Origin of the sequence: Micromonospora sp. NPDC047467 (assembly GCF_040643095.1) — a bacterium.
Taxonomy (GTDB): Bacteria; Actinomycetota; Actinomycetes; order Mycobacteriales; family Micromonosporaceae; genus Micromonospora.
Window position 1 is genome coordinate 622,502 of record NZ_JBEYTO010000001.1, and the last position, 15,388, is coordinate 637,889.

General features: G+C 70.4%; 11 protein-coding genes. 7 read left to right on the forward strand and 4 right to left on the reverse strand.

From position 1 onward, the window contains the following. Nucleotides 1-118: 118 nt before the first annotated feature. Entirely contained in the window at nt 119-1,744 is a 1,626-nt protein-coding gene (locus ABZ780_RS02570) for a glycoside hydrolase family 43 protein (protein WP_357483370.1), read from the reverse strand. A gap of 255 nt (nt 1,745-1,999) precedes the next feature. Between ABZ780_RS02570 and ABZ780_RS02575 the strand changes: the two genes are divergently transcribed. The 5 genes from ABZ780_RS02575 to ABZ780_RS02595 all read left to right on the forward strand — a co-directional run bounded on the left by ABZ780_RS02575 (nt 2,000) and on the right by ABZ780_RS02595 (nt 8,777). After that, nucleotides 2,000-3,295, forward strand: a complete 1,296-nt coding sequence (locus tag ABZ780_RS02575) for an extracellular solute-binding protein (RefSeq protein ID WP_356999622.1) — start codon at nt 2,000-2,002, stop codon at nt 3,293-3,295. Between the two features lie 52 nt (nt 3,296-3,347). After that, nucleotides 3,348-4,346: a sugar ABC transporter permease gene (locus ABZ780_RS02580; protein ID WP_356999626.1), complete on the forward strand. Its 999-nt coding sequence runs from the start codon at nt 3,348-3,350 to the stop codon at nt 4,344-4,346. Then, the gene (locus ABZ780_RS02585) at nt 4,343-5,179 is read left to right on the forward strand and encodes a carbohydrate ABC transporter permease (RefSeq protein ID WP_357483373.1); all 837 of its coding nucleotides are present in this window, start codon (nt 4,343-4,345) and stop codon (nt 5,177-5,179) included. Before ABZ780_RS02580 ends, ABZ780_RS02585 begins: the two co-directional genes overlap by 4 nt. A gap of 51 nt (nt 5,180-5,230) precedes the next feature. Continuing rightward, nucleotides 5,231-6,247 carry a LacI family DNA-binding transcriptional regulator gene (locus tag ABZ780_RS02590; RefSeq protein ID WP_356999632.1) on the forward strand — a complete coding sequence of 339 codons (1,017 nt, stop codon included), beginning with the start codon at nt 5,231-5,233 and terminating at the stop codon, nt 6,245-6,247. 469 nt (nt 6,248-6,716) lie between these two features. Beyond that, nucleotides 6,717-8,777 (forward strand): cellulose binding domain-containing protein, encoded by a 2,061-nt coding sequence (locus ABZ780_RS02595; RefSeq protein WP_357483376.1) that lies wholly within the window; start codon nt 6,717-6,719, stop codon nt 8,775-8,777. Nucleotides 8,778-8,862: 85 nt separating this feature from the next. Here the strand turns inward: ABZ780_RS02595 and ABZ780_RS02600 are convergent, their stop codons facing one another. Continuing rightward, nucleotides 8,863-9,837 (reverse strand): hypothetical protein, encoded by a 975-nt coding sequence (locus ABZ780_RS02600; RefSeq protein ID WP_357483378.1) that lies wholly within the window; start codon nt 9,835-9,837, stop codon nt 8,863-8,865. Nucleotides 9,838-10,127: 290 nt separating this feature from the next. Between ABZ780_RS02600 and ABZ780_RS02605 the strand changes: the two genes are divergently transcribed. Next, nucleotides 10,128-10,280 (forward strand): hypothetical protein, encoded by a 153-nt coding sequence (locus tag ABZ780_RS02605; protein ID WP_357483380.1) that lies wholly within the window; start codon nt 10,128-10,130, stop codon nt 10,278-10,280. 239 nt (nt 10,281-10,519) lie between these two features. Here the strand turns inward: ABZ780_RS02605 and ABZ780_RS02610 are convergent, their stop codons facing one another. Continuing rightward, the gene (locus ABZ780_RS02610) at nt 10,520-13,243 is read right to left on the reverse strand and encodes a M14 family zinc carboxypeptidase (protein WP_357483383.1); all 2,724 of its coding nucleotides are present in this window, start codon (nt 13,241-13,243) and stop codon (nt 10,520-10,522) included. A gap of 251 nt (nt 13,244-13,494) precedes the next feature. Here ABZ780_RS02610 and ABZ780_RS02615 point away from each other — a divergent pair, with 251 nt between their 5' ends. Next, nucleotides 13,495-13,881: a hypothetical protein gene (locus ABZ780_RS02615; protein WP_357483385.1), complete on the forward strand. Its 387-nt coding sequence runs from the start codon at nt 13,495-13,497 to the stop codon at nt 13,879-13,881. A gap of 130 nt (nt 13,882-14,011) precedes the next feature. On the opposite strand, the gene ABZ780_RS02620 is transcribed toward ABZ780_RS02615, so the two are convergent. Beyond that, entirely contained in the window at nt 14,012-15,334 is a 1,323-nt protein-coding gene (locus ABZ780_RS02620) for a glycoside hydrolase family 18 protein (RefSeq protein ID WP_357483388.1), read from the reverse strand. Nucleotides 15,335-15,388: the final 54 nt, after the last annotated feature.

Genomic DNA, 15,388 nt, shown 5'->3' on the forward strand with positions numbered 1-15,388 from the left:
CAGGAAACTGTATTTACAGTTACCAGTACGTCGATGCGACGTCAAACGTTCAATCGGCCGGCCAAGCTGCGGTGCCGACCGGGAGAAGGATCGCTTCCCCGGTCGGCACCCCCCGTCGTCAGTGCTCCTGATAGGTGGCCAGGTCGAAGTCGGCGTACACGCCGTCGCCGCCGAGATCCTGCACCCACAGGCCGAGGAACGCCCCGGTGAAGCCCCACGCCGCCGGCTCGCCGTCGATGATCAGTGCCGCGTGCTCGTCGGACAGGATGGTCGCGTCCAGGTCGACGGGAAGCCGCTGCCAACCGCCGCCGAGGTCGTAGTCGAAGCGCACCACAGGCCCGTCGAACACCGCCCGCAGGCCAACCCGGGTGACGCCGTCGGCGTTGACTGTCAGCTCCGGGTACGCGGTGCGCCGACCGTTGTCGGAGCTGAGCAGATCCAGCACCGTACGCCCGTCGTCGGCACGGGTCAGATAGAGGTGGTGCCAGTTGAGGCTGTTGTAGTAGGCGGTGATCCCGGCGAGCTGGCGGTGGTCGAGCGGGTCGAACTCGACCGCGGTCTCCAGCGAGCAGTGCGTCGCGCCGACGCGCCGTGCCACCAGACTCGGGGCCTGCCGCCCCACCGGCGACTGCCCGCCGTGCACCCGCAGGTGCGACGGACGCGAGCGCAGGTCGATCCAGTCCGCGGTGGCCGGTCGGCGCAACGTCGACCAGCACGGCCCCAACTCGGGTTCGTCGAAGTGGTCGGTGGCGGGCTCCGCCGGCCACGGGTGCGGGGGCAGGTCGGGGGCGACGACCTCCTCGGCCGGCACGCCTCCGTCGATCCGGGGCCAGCCACCCGAGGGCCACTCGACCCGCTGGATCGCGGTCTCGCGCCCCAGCACGCAGTTGCCCAGCGGCGAGTAGGGCCGGGCCACCAGGTGCGCCAGATACCACCCGCCGTCCGGGGTGCGGACCAGGCTGCCGTGGCCGGCCTTCTGCAACCGCAGGTCGGGGCGGCCGACGGAGGTGAGCAGCGGCCCGTCCGGGTCCACCTCGTACGGCCCGAACAACTCCCGCGACCGCGCCACGGTGACCTGGTGCTCCCAGCTGGTGCCGCCCTCGGCGGTGATCAGCCAGTACCAGCCGTCGTGGCGGTACAGGTGCGGGCCCTCGGTGACCCCGACCGGCGTGCCGGTGAACAGGATCCGGGGTCGGCCGACGAGACGGCGCGCGGCCCGGTCGTACTGCTGGATCTCGATGCCGCCGAAGCGGTCCCGGCCGGGTCGCCAGTCGGCGCTCATGCTCAGCAGCCAGCTGGTGCCGTCGTCGTCGTGGAACAGCGCGGCGTCGAAACCTCGGCCGTGCAGTTTCACCGGGTCCGACCAGGGCCCGGCGATGTCGGGCGCGGTCACCAGGAAGTTCTGCGGGTCCCAGTAGCCGCTGGCGAAGCTGGCCACGTCGCTGTAGACGAGGTGGAACTCGCCGTCGTGGTACGTCAGGTCGGGCGCCCACACACCGTTGGAGTCGCCACATCCCCGCAGGTCGAGCAGGCGGCGGTCGGTGATGATCCCGCCCAGGGTGCGCCAGTTGACGAGGTCGCGCGAGTGGTGCACGCGGACCCCCGGATACCACTCGAAGGTCGAGGTGGCCAGGTAGAAGTCGTCGCCGACGCGCAGCATCGACGGATCCGGGTGGAACCCGGCGAGGACGGGGTTGCGGATCGACCAGGCAGCGGTCGCCACGTCAGCGGTGTCGGTCGACACGAGGGCTCCTCTGTGCGCGGGTTTAAGAAATTTCCGGAAATTATGCGGTACCAAGCCATAGGAAGTCTTCACTACGCTAGCCGGTCTTTTCCCGACTGGACAGGGGTCTTGACCGCCGCCGAAACTGCTCGTAGCGTGCCGGCCATCGATCGGTAATACCGACGAAGCATTGAAAGTTCCGGAGATCCAGGTCTGAACCCTTGCCGGCCTGGCCGGCGTTTCCGCACCGTCAGTGAGTCCCCGAAGGGATGGATCATGACCACCCACCTCACCCGCCGAACGCTGCTCGGCCTCGCCGGTGCCGGCGCCGGTGCCTACCTGCTCAGCGCGTGCAGCGGCGACGAAGCGTCGAGCGACCCGAACGCCCCGCAGACCATCAACTGGTGGCACATCCAGAACACCGAACCGATGCTGCCCGTGTGGGCCGCGCTGTCCGAGGAGTACAAGACCGCGCACAGCAACGTTTCCTTCTCCATCCAGCCGCTGGAGAACGAGGCGTTCAAGGCCAAGCTCACCACCGCCACCCAGGCCGGCGACCCTCCGGACCTCTTCCAGTCCTGGGGTGGCGGCGTGCTCAAGCAGCAGGTCGACGCCGGTCTGGTCAAGGACCTCACCGACGACGTGAAGGACGTGGTCGGCGGCATCCTGCCCGCCGCCATGGAGCCGTACACGATCGACGGCAAGGTCTACGGCATCCCGTTCGACATCGGCATGGTCGGGTTCTGGTACAACAAGGACCACTTCGCCCACGCCGGCATCACCGAAGCCCCCACCACCTGGGCGGCGCTGCTCGACGCGGTCCGCAAGCTCAAGGCCGCCGGGGTCACCCCGGTCGCCCTGGCCGGCAAGGACAAGTGGCCGGCCCACTTCTACTGGTCGTACCTGGCCATGCGAATCGGTGGGGTCGACGCGCTGCAGAAGGCCGTAGACGGCAAGAACTTCGACACCCCCGACCTCGTCGCCGCTGGTGAGCGGCTCAAGGAACTCGTCGACCTGCAACCGTTCCAGAAGGGCTTCCTCGGCGCTGAGTACGGCTCACCCGACGGTCAGGCCGCCACCATGGGCAATGGCAACGCCGGCATGGAGCTGATGGGGCAGTGGGCGCCGGCGGTGCAGGCGTCCAGTTCCACCAGCAAGAAGGGCCTCGGCGACAAGCTGGGCTTCTTCCCGTTCCCGTCCGTGGACGGCGGCAAGGGGTCCTCCACCGAGGTGTTCGGCGGCGGCAACGGCTTCGCTGTCGGCAAGGACGCGCCGGGGGCCACCATCGACTTCCTGAAGTTCCTGCTCAGCGCCGCGAACCAGCGTCGATCCGCGGAGACCGGCGCGGTGCTGCCCACGGTGAAGGAGGCCACCTCGGCCATCAGCGACCCCAACAACAAGGTCGTCGCGGAGGCCCTGGCCAAGAACACCGGCTTCCAGCTCTACCTCGACCAGGCGTACGCGCCCGCACTCGGCCAGCAGATCAACGACAGCGTGGCCGAACTGATCGCCGGCAACAAGCAGCCCGCGGCGATCGTCAAGGACATCACGCAGGTGGCGAAGACCGTCTGATCGTGACGACCCGCCCATCCGTAGCCGGCCGTAGAACCCGAGTGGAGCAGGCATGACCAGGCCATCGACCGTGTCGGACGTCAGACGCGGCGACACGGCGACCGACCCGCCGGCACCGGGGCCGGGCACCGCGCGACAGCGCGGCCGCCAGCCCCGGCCCGGCCGGGGTCGCGTGCTCGCTGTCTTCCTGGCGCCTGCCCTGGCGCTGTTCCTGCTGCTGGTCGTCGCCCCCATCGTGGTGGCCGGCTACGCCAGCTTCTACAAGTGGAACGGCTTCGGGCTGCCCGAGAACTTCGTCGGGCTGGACAACTACACCCGCGCCTTCAGCGACCCGACCTTCCGCGGGGACCTGTGGCGCGGGTTCGTGCTGGTGGTGCTGTCCCTGGCCGTGCAGTTGCCCGCCGCGCTGGCCCTGGCCATGCTCCTCAACCAGCCGCTGCGTGGTCGGGCCGCCTACCGGCTGATCTTCTTCGCGCCGTACGTCCTCTCCGAGGTCACCACGGCCGTCCTGTTCACGCTGGTGTTCTCACCCAACCGGGGCCTGGGCGAGGGGGTCGCCCGGTGGTTGGGTGCCGACGCGGGCACGATCTTCGCCGACCCGGACACCGTGCTGTTCGCCGTCTTCCTGGTGGTGTCCTGGAAGTACTTCGGCCTCTACATGATGCTGTTCCTGGCCGCTCGCCAGGGCATCCCCAAGGAGCTGTCCGAGGCCGCGGTCACCGACGGCGCCACCGCCTGGCAGGCGTTCCGACACGTCACGCTGCCGCTGCTCGGGCCCACGATCCGGATCAGCGTGTTCCTGTCGGTCATCGGCACCATCCAACTGTTCGACATGGTCTGGGTGCTCACCGGCGGCGGCCCGGTCCACTCCTCGGAGACCCTCGCCGTCACGATGTACCAGTACGGCTTCCGCCGCTTCGAGGTCGGCTACGCCAGCGCGATCAGCATCATCATGTTCCTGCTGAGCCTCGTCTTCGCACTGTTCTACCAGCGCATCGTTCTGCGCCGGGACACCGCGGGCGCGATCACCAACCAGGGAGACCAGCGATGAGCGGCACGGTGAACCGCGCCCAGCGAACCCGCAGCGTCGTTCTGCACCTCGTCTGCATCGCCGTCGGCGCGCTGATCGTCGTACCGGTCTGGTTCGGGGTGCTCGGCGGCTTCAAGGACAACGGACAGCTGTCCACCAACCCGCTCGGCTGGCCCGATCCCTGGGTGCCGAACTACCTGGAGATCCTGGGCACCGAGGTGTTCTGGCGGCAGCTCGGCAACAGCCTGCTGATCGCCGTGAGCAGCACCCTCATCGTCGTCGGCGCGGCGGCGATGGCGGCGTTCGTCTTCGCCCGCTACGCCTTCCGGGGCCGTGAACTCCTGGTGACCCTGTTCGCGATCGGCCTGATGTTCCCGTTCGCGGTGGCCATCCTGCCGCTGTTCGTCCTGCTGCGCAGCGTTGGTCTGCTGGACAACCCGCTCGGCGTGATCCTGCCCCAGGCCGCCTTCGGGCTGCCGATCACCATCATCATCCTGCGGCAGTTCTTCCGCACCATCCCCGCCGAGGTCGAGGAGGCCGCCGTCCTCGACGGGTGCGGCCCCTTCGGCTTCTTCTGGCGGGTCCTGCTGCCGATGGCCCGTCCCGCCCTGGCCACCGTCTCCGTACTGGCGATCGTGACCAGTTGGAACAACTTCATGCTGCCGCTGGTCGTCTTCAGCGACCAGAGTTGGTGGACCCTGCCCGTCGGGGTCCAGGCGTTCCAGGGCCAGTACGCCGACGACACGGCCCGGGTGCTCGCCTACGTCGTCCTGTCCATGCTTCCCGCCCTGGGCTTCTACGCCGTGGCCGAACGGCAGCTCATCGGCGGCCTGACCGGCAGCGTCAAGGGGTGACAGCGAACCGTCAGCCGACCTGAAGCAACCCGCCAGACGAAGGAGGGGACCGTGGGCTCCGACAACGGCCGAAACGTCACCATCGCCATGATCGCGCGACTGGCCGGTGTCTCCGTGCCCACGGTCTCCCGGGTCATCAACGGCCGCTCCGACGTCGCCCCCGGCACCCGGGAACGCGTCGAGGCGCTGCTGAACCAGCACGGCTACCGTCGTCGCTCGCAGGCCAGGCGGACCGACGCCGCCCTCATCGACCTGGTCTTCAACGACCTGGACAGCCCCTGGGCCGTGGAGATCATCCGCGGGGTGGAGGACGTCGCCCAGAGCAGCGGCGTCGGCACCGTCGTCTCCGCCATCCACTGGCGCATCACCTCGGCCAAACAGTGGCTGGACAACATGCGTACCCGCTCCACCGAGGGCGTCATCTTCGTGACCTCGATGGTGAACCCACCGCTGCAGGCCGAACTGCGCCGGCTGCACCTGCCGGTGGTCATCATCGACCCCGCCGGTGTCGACCCGCTGGAGTCACCCACCATCGGCGCCACCAACTGGGCGGGCAGCCTGAGCGCCAACCAGTACCTGCTCGAACTCGGCCACCGCCGCATCGGCTTCATCGCCGGGCCGCCGCACCTGATGTGCAGCCGGGCCAGGATGGACGGCTACCGCGCCGCACTCGGCGCCGCCGGTGTCCCCGTCGACGAAGCCCTCATCCGACCCGGCAACTTCTATCACGAGGCCGGCTACACCTCGGCCATCCAACTGCTGGCCCTGCCCGACCCGCCCACCGCCATCTTCGCCTCCAGCGACCAGATGGCCCTCGGCGTCTACGAGGCGGTTCGTAAGCGGGGCCTGCGCGTTCCCGACGACATCAGCGTGGTCGGCTTCGACGACCTGCCGGAGGTCCGCTGGTGCTCCCCGCCGCTGACGACGATCCGCCAGCCCCTGGCCGAGATGGGCATGCTGGCCGCGCGAACCGTGCTGCGGCTCGCCAGCGGCGAGAAGACCGAGAGCCCGCGCATCGAACTCGCCACCGAACTCGTCATCCGCGACAGCGCCCGACCGCCGCGCTGACCAACCCGACCCCCCCGTCAGGCGTCGCGCAGAGCGTCGTCGACGCCGGTCTCCCGGCGTCCGAGGTGCGCCGGATCCCGGCCGGAGAGCACGTCCAGCGCCGCCGCCGGCGTCTCGCGTACCAGCGTCTGGCCGCACGCAATCGTCCCCGCATCCCGCGAGACTATTCCGGCTGCGCTCCCGACGACCGCCTCGGGGGTCGAACCGTGTAAGGGCCGTGCTGGCGCGGGTCGCGTGGCGTACCCCTTGAGATCATCGATTCGTCCGTGACATTCTTGGCCGTCGATGAAGCCACGCGCGGGGCTGACCGCCGTCCAATGGGCAGCCGGGACGCAGCACGGGTCCCGGGGGACGGTGACACGAGCGATGGAGCACCGGGAGCCATCCGTCCACGGGTCCGCCCGCCGCCGCGCCGCACCCTGACCGGCTGGGCGACTCACTGTTCAGTCTCCGCGAAGGAACTCCGCCCATGCGTAAACCGAAAGCCCGCACGGCATTTCTGGTGAGCCTGTTGCTCACCGCGGGCGCGCTCTCCGGCATCAACCCCTCCACCGCCAGCGCGGCGGCCGACCCGGTCGCCGTGACCGTGAACGCCCGCGCGGGGCTCGCGACCGTGCCCGACACGGCACTGGGTGTCAACCACGCCATCTGGGACCAGAACCTCGGCACCGCCGAGACGACGGACCTGCTGCGCGACGCCGGTGTGCAGATGATGCGCTACCCCGGCGGCTCGTACGCCGACATCTACCACTGGAAGGACCACACCGCCCCCGGCGGGTACGTGGCGCCCAACACCGACTTCGACACCTTCATGGCGGCGGTCAAGCGGGCCGGCGCACAGCCGATGATCATCGCGAACTACGGCACCGGCACGCCCGCCGAGGCCGCCGAATGGGTGCGGTACGCCAACGTGACAAAGGGCTACGGCACGCGGTACTGGACCGTCGGCAACGAGAACTACGGCAACGGGCACTACGGCTCGGCGTGGGAGGCGGACGACCACCCGGACAAGAGCGCGAGCCAGTACGCGCGGCTGGTCGTCGAGTACGCCGACGCGATGAAGGCGGTCGACCCGAGCATCAAGGTCGGCGCGGTGCTGACGATGCCGGGCAACTGGCCGGACGGGATCACCGCCGGCAGTGACCCCGGCCCCTGGAACCGGACCGTGCTCTCCATCGCCGGCCCGAAGATCGACTTCGTGGACGTGCACTGGTACCCGGGTGGCACCGCCGCCGAATCCTTGAGCCGGACCAACCACCTCCCCGACGCGATGCATCTGCTCCGCCAGCAACTCACCCAATACGCGGGCCCGAACGCCGCGCGCATCGGCATCAGCTTCACCGAGCTGAACGTCGATGTCGGCCGGACCACCCAGCCGGCGGCGCTCTTCCTGGCCGACGTCTACAGCGGGCTCCTGGAGAGCGGCGTCTTCACCGTCCAGTGGTGGAACGTGCACAACGGCATCGGCACGGTCTCGGAGGTGGCGGGCCAGACCGACTACGGCGACTTCGGTCTGCTGTCCAGCGGCGGCTGCACCGAGGACGGCTCGGTGTGCGAGCCGCCGTTGAACACGCCGTTCGCGCCGTACCACGGGCTGACCATGATGAAGCTGTTCGCCAAGACCGGCGACCAGTTCGTTCGCGCCGGCACCGACGAGCCGCTGGTCACCGCGCACGCCGTCCGCCGGACCAACGGCGACCTCGCCGTGCTGCTGGTCAACAAGGACCCGGACAACGCACACCCGGTCACCATCGACTACGCCGGGTTCACCCCGTCGGCCGCCGCCCCGACGGTCTCCACCCTCACCAACGGCGCGACGGGCATCGCCACCAGCCAGTCCGGCTCGGCGACCAGCCGGACGCTGCCGCCGTACTCGTTGACCACGCTCGTGCTGCGCCCGGCCGGCGCGACCGCCGGACGGCCCTCGGCGCCGGGGCAGCCCACCGCCGGTGGCGTCACCGACCGCGCCGCGACGATCACCTGGCCGGCGGCCACGCCGGGCGGTAGCCCGATCGCCAAGTACGAGGTGTACCGGCAGAACGGCGCGGTAAGCGAGCAGTTCGGCGAGACGACGAGCACCTCGTTCACTGTCGGCAACCTGGTGCCCGGCAGCAGGTACACGGTCAACGTGCTGGCCCGGGACACCGCCGGTCGGGTGTCGTGGTCCTCGCCGCCGCTCACCTTCGCCACCGGAAGCCCGGCCGCGAGCGCGTGCACCGTCCGCTTCACCACCAACGGTGACTGGGGCAACGGCTACATCGGCGGCGTCGAGATCATCAACAACGGTACGAGGCCGATCACCGGCTGGACGCTCACCTGGACCTGGCCGACCGGCTGGCAGCAGGTGAGCAGCGGCTGGAGCGCCACGTGGGAGCAGGTCGGCACGGCCGTGCGGGTCACCCCGACCGACGACAACCGACAGATCGCCGCCGGTGCCAGTGTGAGCGCCGGCTTCGTCGGCGCGTACAGCGGCCCGAACGTGCTACCCACCGCGTTCACCCTGAACGGCACCGTCTGCACAAGCGGCTGACGCCGTCGCCGGCCGGTTGGCCCGTTCGTCGGGCCAGCCGGTCGCGCCGGTCGCGCGACCCGCGCCGGGTGCCACGTCCTCGGCTTCACTTCTGTGTCGGGTGGCGTAGGGGCGGGGTTGGGGTCCAGCCGGCTGCGACGAGGGCGCGGCGGAGGGTGTCGGCGACCTCGTCGGGGCGGGCGCGGACCAGCCAGGCCGGGAAGCGCAGGATCCGATCGCCGCTGGTCCAGACGTCGTTCTGCCGGCGCATGTCAGCCGCCCACTGCCGGGCGTCCATGTGATGCGCGCCGTCGATCTCCGCCTGCACCCGCCACTCCCGCCAGTACGCGTCCAGCCAGCGATTTCGACCCGCCGCGTCGAGCCGATGTTCTTGGAGGTCGGGGGTGGGTAGGCGGTGCCGGCGGCACAGCCGCAGGAAGTCGATCTCAGAGAGCGCCTGTGCGCCGCCCGCGATGTCGCTGACGGCCTGCCTGATCAGCCGCCGGCGAGGCGCCCGAGGGAGGATGTCGAGCACCGCCCGCAACTCCTGGGGCAGCACCCGACGCTGCTGGCAACCGGCGGCCAGGATCGCCTGCGCCTCGTCCACGCCAGCCGCCCAACCCGCCGCGTCCACGAGTGCTCTGGCCGTCGTGGTACGCGGCGGGCGGGCGAGTTGACGATGAGACTCCGGCAGCACCGACGTGCGATGCACCAGCACCGCTGGCATGTCGATCGGAAGTCGACGCAGGCTGGTCCGCGCGGCACGGCGGTCTGCCGGCACCAGCACATGCAGTGGCTCCCGCCGCAGTCCCCGTACCCCGCCTTCCGCGGCGGCGGTCACCCCAGCCAGCACCGCCTCCGGTCCGGCCGCCAGCACCGCCACCCAGAGCTGTTGGTCGTGGGTCAGCCGGCCGTTGCCGGTCAACAGGATTCCCCGGCAGACCGACCGCCACCGGCCGGAGCGAATCCGGCCCCGCACTGTCCCCTCGCTCAGCAGCCCGGAGATCTGCGCGGTCGTCAGCACGCCCGCCTGCTCGAAGGCGAGCCAGTCGAGTCCGTCGGCGTCATCGGCGGGCAGCATCCCGACAGCTTTCGCCGCGGGCCGTCGCCACGCCACCAGATCTTGGACAGTTCCCGTCATTCGCCGGGCCGCCGGGCCGCCGGGCCGCCGCCGCGTCGCCGGGCCGCCGGGCCGCCGGGCCGCCGCCGCGTCGCCGGGCCGCCGGGCCGCCGGGCCGCCGGGCCGCCGCCGCGTCGCCGGGCCGCCGGATCTTGGACAGTTTCCGTTAGTGGGTAACGGAAACTGTCCAAGATCTTCGGGATTTCGCGCTGCCATTGCGGGAACGCGGGCAGCTAGCGGGCGGACGCCCAGTGGGTGAAGCGTTCGGTCAGGTCGGCCGGCGGGGCGGTCGGGTTCAGGGCGGCCAGGTTGCTGGCGGCCTCGGCCTGAAGCGTCGTCAGGTGGACGAGCAGGGCCGCACGGTCGAGCCGGTAGGTGGCGAGAAGGCGAAGCTTCGCGGGTGAGCAGGGCCAGGCGATGCCACAGGTTCCGCAGCGCCAGGTGGGACGGGCCGGCCCGTGGTCGGACGGGCGGCGGGCCTTCAGTCGACCCGCACCAGGTCCGAAGGGCCAGCGTTGGTCTTCGAGCCGGCGTCGTGGCGGGCTTTCGTCGCCCAGGCCGCCCGGCGGTCGTACCCAACCCAGATCGCGCAGAAGCGCCCGCCCCCAGTCGAGGGGACGGGCGCTTCGTTGTGCGGGATCTGTCAGCCGACCATCGATCGCAGTGGCACCTTGGCGTCGCGCAGGGCGCGTACCAGGTTGGCCAGGAACGGGTGTTCGTCGGCCTGGAGTCCCTCCGGGTTCGGGATCACCACGTACGCCGAGCCGTCCTTCGCGGACGTCTGGGCGTCGGTGGTGAAGCGTTCGACGATCGCCTGGGTGCGCGGCAGGTCCGTGGCCGCGACCTGGATGGTGATGGGTCGCCACCCGCCACCCAGGTCCGCCGCGACCGGCGCGGCGGCGGCGCTGGCGCGCGCCGGGTCGATCGCGGCCGAGCGGCGGGCGTCCGGCGTGGTCGCGGCGGCCGGGTAGAGCAGCGCGTTGGCCACCAGGTGCAGACCATTCTCGTTGTACGCCCGGAAGAGCGGATTGAACGCGAACAGCACCGCCCGGCCCGCCCCGGTCGGCTCGTCCACCACCGCGGCCGTGCCCCTGAGCGCGTCCGCGCCGACGGTGTAACCGTTGGCCCAGAACGTGTCGCCCGTCGGGTAGCTGAGCACGTTCGTCCCGGTGGTGCTCGGGTTGAGGATCGGGTCGCTGTTGTTGAACTCGAAGTCCTCGGCGGGGCGGCCCAGGGCGACCGGGCTGTCGCGGTCGACGTCGACCCGCAGGTGGGAGCCGATCACCAGGTAGTCGGCCGGTTTGGGCTTCTCGGTGGTGGAGGTGAGCCCGGCCGCGCGGGCCAACCGGGTGCCCTCGTTGCGCAGCCCGAGGTAGGTGTGGCCCTGGGCGATCCAGTCGCGCAGGTTGGCCTGCCCGGTGGCGGTGAGGCCGCCGGTGGGGCTGCTGCCGTCCGGCACCAGCAGCACCGTACGGCCGGTGAACGCCTCGGTGTTGTCGTTGATGTCGGCCGTGGTGACCGGCGTGAGGTCGAGGCCCCACCGCTTGCCGAGCACGTACCGGGCCTCGCCGTGTGAGCCCGAGGTGGTGGAGATGCCGGTGCCCTGGAACAGCCCGACGTCGGGCAGGCTGAGTCGGGTCCCGGTGGGCCGTCCGCCCGGCGTCAGGGTGACGCCCAGTGATTCGGCCAGGTCGTCGACCGTACGGCTCAGCGTGCTCGCCGCGATGGCCACCGTGTTGGTCCGCAGGTCACGCACGAGCGGTACGCCGCGGCCGAGCAGGGTGAAGGTGAGCTCCGCGGCCGCCGCCGAGTCCAGCGGGTACGTGTACGAGCCCCACGGCGACGCCACCCCGGACCGACCACCGGTGATCTTCCGGACCAGCTGGGCCTTGGGCCGGACGTTGTCCGCCGTGTAGAGGGCGGAGACGCCCATCAGCAGCGGGTTGCTCCAGGACGATACGTCGTAGAAGTACGGGAACGGGGCGTACGGGTCCTCGCCCATGATCGCCTGGATCCAGTGCTTCTGTGGCTGGTCCATCGGAATCCAGTACGCGCCCTTGGGCACTGTCACGTTGGTGGCGCTCCGGCCGCCGAAGATCCGGGCGTTTGGCACGCGGGTGGGTTTCTGCACCTCGTACACCTCGACGTCCATCCGGCGCAGCCGCTCGACGAGCTGGCGGACGTCGGCGAGCTGCCGGTCGGGCAGCAGGAAGTACGAGCGGATTTTGATGTCCGGCACCGGGAACTGGACCTCGTTGGTGGGCTGCACCACCTCGTTCGGCTCCAGCGTGCCCGCCCTGCCCTGGGCGAGCGCGTCGGTCCAGATGTCGAAGTAGCCGCTCAGCACCTCGCGCTTGTTGGCGGCGGCCCAGCCGAGGGTCGCCCACTGGGTGTTGAACTGCTGCTGGACCCGGTCGGCCACCGCCGAGGCGCTGCCCTTCTCGTACGTCATGCCGGCCGCGCCGAAGCCGGTGGTCGGCACCGTGTCGCCGTAGCCCATGAAGAACATGTCGTACGTGTCGTAGTTGAAGTAGCACTCGGTGGTGACGGTGTCGTCGCAGGCGCCGTTGTAGCCGAAGCCGGCCTTGTTGGCCTCGCCGATCCGGTTGATCCAGTCCACCGCCTCGCCGGCGATCTCGTGGTGGATCGGGTCGGCGTTGGGCGGGAAGAAGTACTGCCGGCCACCCATCTCGTGGGCGTCGATGAAGACCTGCGGCGGGTAGCGGCGCAGCAGTTCGAGCTTGCCGTCGGTCTCCTGCTGGGTGCGGGCGAACCAGTCCCGGTTCATGTCGAAGCCGAACTCGTTCTGCCGACGGGTCGCGTCACGGCCGTCCGGGTTCTGCGTCGGGACGATGATGGTGACCAGGTTGTCGTTGCGCTGGGCGACCGCGCAGGACAGGCCCGCCGCCAACTCGTACAGCGTCTTGAGGGCGGCGTCGGTGCCGCTCTTCTCGCCGCCGTGCACGTTGGCGGTGACCCAGACGATGGCCGGGCTGTCCTTCGCGGTCCGGGCGGCCGTCCGCGCGCTGGTCCGGCGGGGGTCGCGCAGGTCCCGTACGTCGTCGGCGATCTTCCGCAGTGCGGCGGGCCGCACGTTGCGCTCGTTGGACACCACCGCGTACGGCAGCGGCTGGCCGAGCACGCTGGTCGCCATCACGCCGGTGACGACCCGGTCGGAGGCGCTGTCGACGGCCCCGAGGTACGTCCGGACCTCGCCGTTGGTGACGACCCGCTCCTGGCCCGCGCCGAGGGGGAAGCCGAGCACCGCCTCCGGGCTCGGCACGGTGCTGAGTCGGGCCGTCGGGTCATTGCGGCACGGAGAGGGGCGCGCGGCGCTGGCGGCAGTGCCGCTGAGCAGGGGAGTCATGCCGAGTAGGAGCGTGATCGCGGCGGCACTCGCCAACCGCCTCGGTGGGACCGTCCAGAACGGACGCGACGATGGGGCCATGTCTCGTGTTTCCCTTCTCGGGAACAGCCTCGCAGTGGCCGGAGCCTATGAACCGTCGATACCCCGGTCAAGACCTGATCGACTTCGGCGACTGCGTGGGCTGCCTCGGGCGGCGTCGGCTGGCAGGATGGCGGTGTGGGGTATTCCTCGCACGGGAGGGGACGACGCTGATGGCGCCTCTGGAGACGATCACGCTCACGGTCCATCCCGATCTGCCGTCCGCTGACGCCCGGCGGTCACTGGCCTCCTGGCTGCGGGCCGAGGACCGGCTCAGGGGAGAGGTGACCGCAGCGTCCGCCGCCGGTTCGACAGCGCCGCCCGACGAGATGTCGGCCGAGGCCACAGACGTGCTGCTGGTGACCGTCGGCAGCGGCGGCGCCGTCATGGTGCTGGTCCAGTCGATCGCCGGCTGGCTGACCCACCGCCGGGAGGATGTGACGGTGCAGCTGACCAGCCCGGGTGGCTGGTCGGCCGAGTTGGACGTACGCCGGGCTCGTGACATGGACCAGGTGACCGCGCTCGTCGAGGCCGCGGTGCGCGCCGTGGCGGTGCCGTGATCGTCGCCGGTCGTACGACGTGGCGTTACAGCGAGCGCTGGACCACCCGGTGAGCTGACGTCGGCCCGCCGCCGACCGGGAGATCGGTCGGCGACGGGCCGGGGGAGTGCCAGGTGCGACGGGGGTACGCCTACCAGGTGGTCAGCCCGAGGCCGATCGTCTTGGTCAGGGTGGCGTTGTCGTCGTCGCCGTCCAGCGACCACATCATGGCGCCGGCCAGGCCGGCCCGCCGGATGTAGAGGGTCTTCTGCAGCACGACCGCCGGGTCGTCGTACGTCCACAGCGTCGTACCGTCGAACAGCCAGGCGTGCCCGGCGCGCAGGTCGCGGTGCACGGTGTAGCCCTTGCCGGCGAGGGTTTTGAGCTGCTTGTAGTCCTCGTAACCGGCCTCGTAGGTGGCCGGCGCGGGGCCGGTGGCCGGTTGGAAGAGACCGTTGCCGCCGCCGGTGATGCCGGTCCAACCCCGGCCGTAGTACGGGATGCCGAGGACCAGCTTGTCGCGCGGCGCGCCACGGGCGATCCAGCCGTCGATCGCCACCTCGGCGGAGAAGTCCGGGTTGTCCGGCGCGCCCGCCGGCACGCGCAGCGCCGACTGCTGGTTGGCCTTCGCGTCCCAGCCGCCGTGGAAGTCGTAGCCCTGCACGGTGGCGAAGTCCAGGTACTTGAAGATCTTGCGGCCCTCGTAGCCGGCGTCCATCGTGGCCGGGTTGGCCGGCAGGAACGCGGTCAGCGGGTGGTGTTTGCGGGTCGTGCGTCCGTACCCGTCGAGTTGCCGGCGGAACTCGGCGAGCAGCTTGGTGAAGTTCTCCCGGTCCTCCGGGCGGATGACGTTGCCGGGCTCACCGTCCCAGTTGGGCCACTCCCAGTCGAGGTCGATGCCGTCGAAGACGCCGGCCGCGGCACCCGGGCTGCCCGGCAGGTTGCCCTTGAGGTAGATGTCGATGCAGGACGCGACGAACGCCTTGCGGGAGGCGTCGGTGCGGGCGGCGTTCGAGAAGTACGTCGACCAGCTCCACCCGCCCAGCGAGATGAGCACCTTCAGTTTGGGGTGCTTGGCCTTGAGCTTGGCGAGCTGGCCGAAGTTGCCGTTGAGGGCCTGACCCGGGGCGTCGGCGACGCCGTCGACGCTCTCCTCGGCGGGGACGGGTCGTTGGTAGTCGGCCCAGGCGTCACCCTCGCCTGGCCCGCCGTCCACATAGCAGCGTCCGTCCTCGCTGACGTTGCCGAAGGCGTAGTTGACGTGGGTGAGGCGGCTTGCCGCCCCGGAGGTGTCGAGCTTCTTGACCGGGAAGGCCCGGCCGTAGATGCCCCACTGGGTGAAGTAGCCGACCCGGTGGTAGCCGGTCCGGTCCGGTTTGGCGCCGGCGCTCGCGGCGGTGGGCGGGGCGGCGGTGATCAGCAGGGTCGCCAGGGCGACGACTGCGGTGAGACGGCGGTGGCGGAATGGTCGCATCGGCACACTCCCACGAGGTATCAAGCAGAATTAGTTAAGAGACTTATCTGATTG